The 8,169-nt window shown below is 52.8% G+C and carries 10 protein-coding genes; 5 read left to right on the top strand and 5 right to left on the bottom strand.

Going from position 1 to position 8,169, the window contains the following annotated elements; translation table 11 throughout:
* Positions 1 to 29: 29 nt before the first annotated feature.
* Positions 30 to 344 (top strand): dehydrogenase, encoded by a 315-nt coding sequence (locus ABEA66_RS36020; protein WP_079913570.1) that lies wholly within the window; start codon positions 30 to 32, stop codon positions 342 to 344.
* Between the two features lie 22 nt (positions 345 to 366).
* Here ABEA66_RS36020 and ABEA66_RS36025 read toward each other — a convergent pair whose 3' ends face one another.
* Both ABEA66_RS36025 and ABEA66_RS36030 read right to left on the bottom strand, forming a co-directional pair.
* On the bottom strand, positions 367 to 1,029 hold the full coding sequence (locus ABEA66_RS36025) for an NAD(P)H-binding protein (RefSeq protein WP_345595354.1): 663 nt from the start codon (positions 1,027 to 1,029) through the stop codon (positions 367 to 369).
* Positions 1,030 to 1,110: 81 nt separating this feature from the next.
* A complete protein-coding gene (locus ABEA66_RS36030) occupies positions 1,111 to 1,497 on the bottom strand; it encodes a VOC family protein (RefSeq protein ID WP_079913426.1) in 387 nt (128 codons plus the stop codon).
* 267 nt (positions 1,498 to 1,764) lie between these two features.
* On the opposite strand from ABEA66_RS36030, the gene ABEA66_RS36035 reads away from it, so the two are divergent.
* On the top strand, positions 1,765 to 2,529 hold the full coding sequence (locus tag ABEA66_RS36035) for a sulfite exporter TauE/SafE family protein (protein ID WP_192705334.1): 765 nt from the start codon (positions 1,765 to 1,767) through the stop codon (positions 2,527 to 2,529).
* A 113-nt stretch (positions 2,530 to 2,642) separates the two neighbouring features.
* Here the strand turns inward: ABEA66_RS36035 and ABEA66_RS36040 are convergent, their stop codons facing one another.
* The gene (locus tag ABEA66_RS36040) at positions 2,643 to 2,930 is read right to left on the bottom strand and encodes a hypothetical protein (protein ID WP_079913428.1); all 288 of its coding nucleotides are present in this window, start codon (positions 2,928 to 2,930) and stop codon (positions 2,643 to 2,645) included.
* A gap of 236 nt (positions 2,931 to 3,166) precedes the next feature.
* Between ABEA66_RS36040 and ABEA66_RS36045 the strand changes: the two genes are divergently transcribed.
* Positions 3,167 to 3,757 carry a TetR/AcrR family transcriptional regulator gene (locus tag ABEA66_RS36045; protein WP_345595358.1) on the top strand — a complete coding sequence of 197 codons (591 nt, stop codon included), beginning with the start codon at positions 3,167 to 3,169 and terminating at the stop codon, positions 3,755 to 3,757.
* Positions 3,758 to 3,772: 15 nt separating this feature from the next.
* Complete coding sequence (gene sugE, locus ABEA66_RS36050; protein WP_345595360.1) at positions 3,773 to 4,087, top strand: quaternary ammonium compound efflux SMR transporter SugE; 315 nt, start codon at positions 3,773 to 3,775, stop codon at positions 4,085 to 4,087.
* Between the two features lie 43 nt (positions 4,088 to 4,130).
* Here the strand turns inward: sugE and ABEA66_RS36055 are convergent, their stop codons facing one another.
* On the bottom strand, positions 4,131 to 5,942 hold the full coding sequence (locus tag ABEA66_RS36055) for an ABC transporter ATP-binding protein (RefSeq protein WP_079913431.1): 1,812 nt from the start codon (positions 5,940 to 5,942) through the stop codon (positions 4,131 to 4,133).
* Positions 5,939 to 6,505 (bottom strand): spore protease YyaC, encoded by a 567-nt coding sequence (gene yyaC / locus ABEA66_RS36060; protein WP_345595362.1) that lies wholly within the window; start codon positions 6,503 to 6,505, stop codon positions 5,939 to 5,941. Before yyaC ends, ABEA66_RS36055 begins: the two co-directional genes overlap by 4 nt.
* Positions 6,506 to 6,635: 130 nt before the next feature.
* Between yyaC and ABEA66_RS36065 the strand changes: the two genes are divergently transcribed.
* Complete coding sequence (locus ABEA66_RS36065; RefSeq protein ID WP_345595364.1) at positions 6,636 to 7,865, top strand: glycosyltransferase family 2 protein; 1,230 nt, start codon at positions 6,636 to 6,638, stop codon at positions 7,863 to 7,865.
* The last annotated feature ends 304 nt before the right edge of the window (positions 7,866 to 8,169 follow it).

Genomic DNA, 8,169 nt, shown 5'->3' on the forward strand with positions numbered 1-8,169 from the left:
ATACGGTAGGAAGGAGAGAATGAATGCCCATGAATCCTGCAAACAAAGTTAGACATGACCAGTCATATCCTACCGCGCGCAAAATCCGCCGGGCCTGCTCCCGGGAATTATACCGTGCCCGCAAAAAAATCAACAAATGGATCGCACCCGATTTGGTGGAGAAAGCCGATGAGCTCTATTACAAAAAGGTGCTCATGAATCTAACCTGGATAACAGAAAACAGCAGCAACCGGAAGCTGTTATCCGATTGGTGGGATGAAAACGTATGCCCCGAGATCGCCGAGCTGTGGGAAGTAGAGCCCGCTGTGCTGGGCAAAGCGTTCAGGGAAGCATTCGGCGGCTGACTCTTGCCGATCCATACGGAGATCAGCGACCGGACAGGTCGGCAATAGCATCCGACTCGTACACCGTAACGCCGGGACGGTTCAAGCGGGCCGCCCGGATCATGGCCTCCGCTACGATAGATCCGGCAATCGGCTTGTATTTGCGCATCGGCCCTTTAAAAAGGAAAGGCAGCAGGCTTGCGGCGGCCTCCCCCATCCGTTCTGCGCGCCGCACCTCTTCCCTCTCCCCCGTAAGCAAGGACGGCCGAAAGACGGATAGCCCGGGAAGCGGCAGCTGACGGAGCCGTGCCTCGGCGTCTCCCTTGACCCGGCTGTAGAAAAACAGGGAGGACGGATCGGAGCCCATCGCCGTCACGATCAGGAAGTGGCGAGCGCGGTTCGCCGCCGCCAGCTCGCCCAACTTCACCGGGTACTCGCAGTCCACCTTGCGGAACTGCTCCTGGCTCCCAGCCTTCTTGATCGTCGTTCCCAAGGTGCAAAAGACGTCCGCCCCTTCCCACAGGGATGAGGCGATATCCAATCTATCATAATCGACGACAAGCTCCGTCAGCTTCTCATGCCGTAGTCCGGTCGTTCTCCTGACAATTGTGTACACTTCCTGGCAGCCGGAATCGGAGAGGAGCCGATCCACCAGCGCCTTCCCAACCATCCCCGTGGCCCCGGCGACTATTGCCTTCTTGGTCATAAGCCGATCCCCTTTCCCTCGTCAATCAGATTAAAAAAGCTGCCGGGTGAGCGTCCCGACAGCCTTCTCTAATGCCTACAATTACTTGGCAGCAGGCTGGAAAAATTCCAGACGTTCTCCGTCCGGTCCGAAAAAGAAAGCAATCAAATCCCCATCAAGAATTCTGCGCGGGGTTTCATCCATCAGCTTGACGCCCAACGACTTCAGCCGGTCGATCTCCGATTGAATATCGCTGACGGTAAAAGCAATATGGTGCACAACGCCGTTATCCGGAAGCCCCTCGCGGCCGCGGCCGACCAGCTCGATCTCGATTTGCTCAGAACCCGGGAAGGACAGGAAGCCGAGCTCAGCGCCGTCTGCCAGCGCTACCCTCTTTACCAATCTCATTCCCAATACTTCCGTATAAAAACGGATAGAAGCGTCCATATCCTTTACCATGACTCCAATATGCTCCAGCTTATGAATCATTCTGAACACACCTCTCTCAATGTGGAAATCTCCGTCAATCATTACTTGTTCTCGATTGAAGAATATCATGGACAAGCCCTAAGCGCAATCTATTCCGTTCCTAATGAAAGCGTGTTTTTCAGCGGTCATTCTAGCAGATTTGCACACGCTTCTATCCAACCATCTCTCCTAATTTTTGGTATAAAAAAAGTGTTGTAGATTCGTGTCGATTTATATATACTTAGCCTATTCTTTCGAGGTTTATCGGAACAAAGGAGACATTTCACCATGGATCTGCCATCAATGGATATGCTGTTGTTTTTAATCGCGGTCGGCTTCATAGCAGCCTTTGTCGATTCCGTTGTCGGAGGCGGCGGGCTTATTTCTGTGCCCGCATTGCTGCTTACAGGACTTCCTCCCAGCATGGTGCTCGGTACCAACAAGCTCGGCGGGACCTTGTCCTCGGTTACGAGCACGATCTCGTTTTTGTTCTCGGGCAAAATTAACGGCAAGCTGGTGCTCGCCTTATTTCCGCTGTCGTTTATAGGTTCGGTGCTCGGCACCTATGCGGTTCATTTGCTGCCCTCCGCTTTTCTCAAGCCGTTAGTCATCATCCTGCTTGTCGTTGTACTTATTTATACGTTGTTCAAAAAAAATTGGGGGGCCAACGCCACTCCGCGCCCGTTAACCTCTGCGGCCAAATGGGTCTGCGCCTTGTGCGCCTTCGTACTCGGATTTTACGACGGGTTCTTCGGTCCCGGCACAGGCTCCTTCTTGCTATTTTTGTTTCTGCTGCTCGGCTTCGATTTTGTCGGCGCCTCGGCCAATGCCAAGGTGCTGAATATGGCCAGCAACATTGCAAGCCTGGCCTGCTTCTTCCTGCTCGGCTCGGTCCATCTCGGGTACGGGGTACCTATGGGACTCGCTATGATTGTAGGGGCCATTGTAGGCTCGAGGCTGGCCATCCGGCACGGCTCCCGTTATGTAAAGCCTTTGTTCATCGGCGTAACCGTCTTGCTGATCGGCAAGCAAATTTGGGATTTACTGCAGTAGAATAACGCTCTTCCGGCAACAAACAAAAAAACGGCTCCCGGTTCTCCTTTTCTACTTAAAGGACCGGCGGGCCGTTCTTGGTTTATATGGCGAAATACCGTCCGATTTCATGGTTAGCTGCAGAAAACGGAGATAGTATTCAAATAATTCATCCTGACATGACGTACCTGGTTGCGGAAAAATTCCTGCAGCGGATCGGTAACAATATAAGGATCATCGACATTGCGCATGTCAGCCCACATGCACTCCACGCCTTTACCTCCCGCGTTTCCCGCAAACATGCTGCAGCCTTGGCAAAACGATTGGCGCTGGTCCTCATCGAGCTTGACGACCTTGTTGCGAAGACAGCAATAAATATTTCCATCCTGATCCTTATAGTTAACATGGTTAATGGTTTTCATAAATTCCACCCCTTCGAGACTGAAGTCTGAATGTAATATTTATTATATAAACCGATTGTTAATTGTATGAACCCATTTTATTAAGCTTTTCTAAAATTGCTTTCCACAATCCAGATAAATGGCCAGAGCCGGCAGGCTTTCAAAAAAAGCTTGAAATTGCCGAAAAAAGGAAGTAGAATGGGATTTGCCTAATTAACGTTAGTTAGGTTAACAACAAAATCAAGGAGAGTGCTTCCATGACTATGATGAAGATCAAAGAGGCGGCGCTGCGCCTATTCGCCCAAAAAGGATACGAGGCCGCCCCTTTATCCGAAATCGCTAAAGAAGTGGGAATCAAGACTCCTTCTCTATATGCGCATTTCAGAAGCAAGGAGGATCTGTTCCTTGCCGTCTTCGAGGATGTCCTTCAAGAGCATCTGGGTCGAGTCGCCGCATTGGAACAACTCATTAACGGGATGGATGTTCACGAAAAGCTGTATACTATCCTCAAGGATTCGTGCCAGACCTACTTGCTAAGCGAGGACAGTGTAACCTTCCTGAAACGCGCGATGCTGTTTCCTCCCGAGCCGCTTCAGCGGGAGCTGCAAGGGCGATTCCCTGTGTCGGAGACTGCGCTGTCTGCAGTTCTTAGAACCATCTTCGAGGAAGGCATGCAGCAGGGCGTCATCCGGAGGATGAATACGGACGAGCTTATGGCATCTTACTATTGCTTGCTGGATGGTACCTTCATTCAGAAGCATTACTATAACCACAACGATTTTGAACGCCGAATCCAAAGCATTTGGCGATTATATTGGCAGGGCATCATAGTCCAACATCACGAGTAAAGGGAGCTTGGTTTCATGGCATGGGTGTATTTGATCATTGCCGGTTTATTTGAGGTCGTATGGGCCGTAAGTATTAAATATACGAACGGATTTACCAAGCTTGTGCCTTCCGCGGTAACCGTCGCCGGTATGGCTGTCAGCTTCTATTTCCTGTCCCAAGCTTTAAAGTCGCTTCCGATGGGTACCGCCTATGCGATCTGGACGGGAATCGGCGCGCTGGGTACGGTCATCATCGGAATGTTCTTCCTGGGTGAACCGAGAGATGCGATCCGCATTCTATTCCTGCTGCTGATCATCGGCGGCATTGTCGGCTTGAAGGTCACTGCGTGATCCCTTAAATGAAGAAGACCGGAAATCATCCGGTCTTCTTCATTTACTCATAAGCCTTGGCAAATTGCGTATGATACAGCCGCGCATACAATCCGTCGAGAGCTAGCAGCTCCTCGTGGCGGCCGTTCTCAACCACCTGTCCCGCATCCATAACCACAATTCGGTCGGCCGATAATATCGTGGACAGACGATGGGCAATGACGAGCGTCGTCCGCCCTCTCATCAACTCATCCAACGCAGACTGCACGTAGGCCTCCGACTCCGAGTCCAGATGCGAGGTGGCTTCGTCCAGCACCAGAATGCGCGGGTCCTTCAGAATGGCACGGGCTATCGCCAGCCGCTGCCTTTCGCCGCCCGAGAGCCGATGCCCCCGCTCCCCGACCATGGTATCATAGCCTTCCGGCAGAGACAGGATCATCTCGTGAATGTAAGCCTGCTTGCAGGCAGACTCGATCTCCTCCTGAGCGGCATGCCGCTTGGCGAACTGCAGATTATCGCGGATCGAGGCGTGGAACAGGAACGATTCCTGCGTAACAAAAGCGACCTGACTGCGAAGCGAATGCAGCGTGACCTCCTTAATATCGAAGCCGTCAATCTCCACCGTTCCGGTGGTAGGGTCATACAGCCTGCCCAGCATACCGATCAGAGTAGATTTGCCTGCCCCGCTAGGACCCACGATAGCGACGACTTCCCCCGGTAGCGCCTCGAAGGATACATCATTCAGCGCATACTTGCCAGGCTGATACGCGTAAGAGACGTGCCGGTACTCCACTTTCCCTTGAACGGCGGGAAGCTCGCGGGCCGTCAGCGAATCGGTCACTTCCGGTTCCATATCCTCATATTCAAAGATCCGCTGGAACACGCCCAGCGCCGTAGCTACCTCAACATGAAGGTTAAGCAGCGTGGAGACCGGACCGTACAAACGCCCCAAGTATTGGGTAAACGCCACGATACTCCCGATCGTCATGGCTCCCGTCACTACGTTCCAGCCCCCGTACATATAAATGAGAGCCGTCCCGATCGGTCCCAGTATACCGAGCATCATCCCGTACCAGCGTCCGACCAGATTCAGGCGCAGCTCCAGATCCATGACCTTCTGGTTCAGCTCGCCGAACTGCTTTTCCTGCTGCTGCTCCTGTTGAAAAATCCGGGTTAACAGGGCCCCCGATACGCCGAAAATTTCTCCAAGCTGCGACGACATTTCTCCTCTTACCCGCTGGGTCTCCCCGCGTAAGCGCTTACGAACCTCAGAAACCTTCCGAACCGGCAAAATAAATAATGGAAGAATAACTAACGCCAGCAGAGCTAGCCGCCAATCCAATGCAAATAATATCACCACGGTCGTAACCACGATAACCGATTGCGTAACGGCGGATACGACGACCGTCGTTACCACATTCTGTACGGCGAGCACATCGCCCGTCAGACGCTGGATAATCTCCCCCGCTTTGGCATCCGTGAAAAAGCCCATGGACTGGCGCTGCAGGTTCGCGAATAAGGAACGGCGCAAATCGCGCATAACCCCTTGGCCTACCTTGGTATTCTCATGGTTTTGCCATACGCCGAGCAAGCCGCCAAGCAGCGGAAGCAGCACCATAAGTCCCACCATTTCCAGCAGCAGCATTTTGTTGCCTTGAGGAATTGCCGTATCGATAATTTCCTTCATGATGAGCGGCGGAAGCAAACCGATCATGGAGGAAACGAGGGCCAGCAGCAGAATAGCCGCCAGCTGCCAGCGATACCCCCGAAACAAGCTATAAATGCGTTTGACCGATACCTCCTTGAAGGAAGCCTTGCCCCGGCTTTGCAATAGTTGACGGTTGCCCGCTTCCCAGCGCGCCCCTTCTCCTCTCATCTCTCGTCCTCCTGACATGTCTTTATGGATACCGAATCAACAGGAAACGCCACCCGGATTGCGGCTACAATCTCCTTGGCCATAACCATGACCCGGTGAAGCGAAGTGCTTTGCAGAGTCGAATATTTTTGTCCGCTGTCTACATTCACGATGCCTGCTATAGAATAATCGCCGACGGCCGGAAGCTGCTTGCCGAGCGATTTCCCGGGCTCCATCGGTTGATTGGACACTTGGTACGACGCTACGGAGGCATGCTGGCCCAAGCAAGCGTCAATGGCGACCACCTTGCATCCCGGAGGAATATCGGCCAATCGTTCGATCATATTGCTGGCGTCTACCGGAGCTTCCAGCGTCCCCATCACATGCGGATAGCCCGCTTCCGTGAGCATAGTCCCGACTAGCGGTCCCAGCGCATCTCCGGTAGACCGGTCCGTGCCGATGCATAAAAACAGGACCTCGCCGGCATCCAGCTCCGGCTCACGTATCGAAAGCAGGAATTCAGCCAGCTCCTGACCCTTCACCTTTTTACGCAGGACAGGTATGGCTTCCCCGTTTCCGTTCATGTCCTCCCCCCTCCCGTATATTTTCTAGTCTTTTTTTCATTGTATCACAGCGGAACCAACATTTGTTGTTCTGCCGCAGCCCATGATATAATGCCACCAAACGGTTGTCAAAAGGACGGGGATCTGACTAATGCCCATCATCAAGCTGCTCGCCATTCTGACATTCGCCTATTGGATTTTCATGCTGTGGGATACGCTCCAGGCTCGCAAAAGAATGCTGAGCCTTCCGCATGCGCCGCCGGATGCATACCCTGCTGCTTCCAATAGTCACCAAGCGAGGCTGAACCCGACGTTTAGCTCACAGGATTTTCCGCTGGTATCTGTCGTTATTGCCGCCAAGGAGGAAGAAGCCTCCATCGCGGAAACGGTCCGGCATCTGCTTCATCAAACTTACCCGCGACTCGAAATCATAGCGGTCAATGACCGTTCGCAGGACGGGACGGGCCGCAAGCTTGAGGAGCTTCGCAAATGGTCGGAAGGCAAGGAGAGCATCCGCATTCCTCTGCAAATTATTCATGTCACGACGCTTCCCGCAGGATGGCTCGGTAAAAACCATGCCCTGTATCAAGGCTATCTTCAGGCCCGCGGTCAATATGTGCTGTTCACGGATGCAGACGTCCTGTTTCGGCCCGATACGATCGCCGATGCCGTTCATTATATGAAAGCCAACGATGTCGACCATCTGACACTGGCTCCGGACATGATCGTAAAAGGCTTCTGGCTGAAGGCATTTGTACGTTACTTCTTTTTTACGTTAAGCCTGTATATTCGCCCATGGCGCTCCAATATCGACAGCCAGCACAAGCATGGCATGGGCATCGGCGCTTTCAATCTGCTGACCCGCCAAGCCTATGAAGCGATCGGCACTCACCGCGCTTTCGCGCTCCGGCCCGACGACGATCTGGTCCTCGGCAAACGGGTTAAACAGGCACGGCTGAGGCAGCGGCTCGCTTCCGGCCGGGAGCACATTGCCGTCGAATGGTACAAGAGTCTGGGAGAAGCGATCCGGGGACTGGAGAAAAACTTGTTTTCAGGCTTTCATTATAAGCTCGGATTAGCGTTCCTGGGGGTTGTCGGCCAGCTGGCGCTGTTCCTGTTCCCCTTTCTTGCCCTGTTCCTTGCCGGCGGATGGGCTTCGTGGCTATTCGGCGCTTCGATTCTTGTGATGCTGTTCGTTTACTTCCGGCTCGTTCATTCATTGACGGGGACTGTCGGAAGCGAAGTGCTGGTATTCCCGCTAACGGTCGGACTGCTGAGCTACATAGTAATCCGATCGGTCTGGCTCACTCTTCGCCAGGATGGAATTCATTGGAGAGGCACCTACTACTCGCTGGACGAGCTAAAAAAAATGCGCCGCTAAGTGCGGTCATTTTAACAATATTTTTACACCGGACATCGTTATGATATTATAAAATAAAGAAAAGAGCGCGGGCTCCGGTTCTGCGCCGTCAATAAGGGAGAGCTGACCATGACTCATTTATCCAACAAGCAATTGATTTATGTTACGGGCGTCATGCTGCTGACTTTTGTTCTGATTGTCGCTTATCAGCACATCCATGCGTAACCATTCATCGGTCCTTATAGATTGATCACATCGAGTAGGAGGGGGTGATTAACCCCCGTCCTCTCACACCACCGTACATGCGGGTCCGCATACGGCGGTT

The sequence above is a fragment of the Paenibacillus vulneris genome (assembly GCF_039543185.1).
GTDB lineage: Bacteria > Bacillota > Bacilli > Paenibacillales > NBRC-103111 > Paenibacillus_S > Paenibacillus_S vulneris.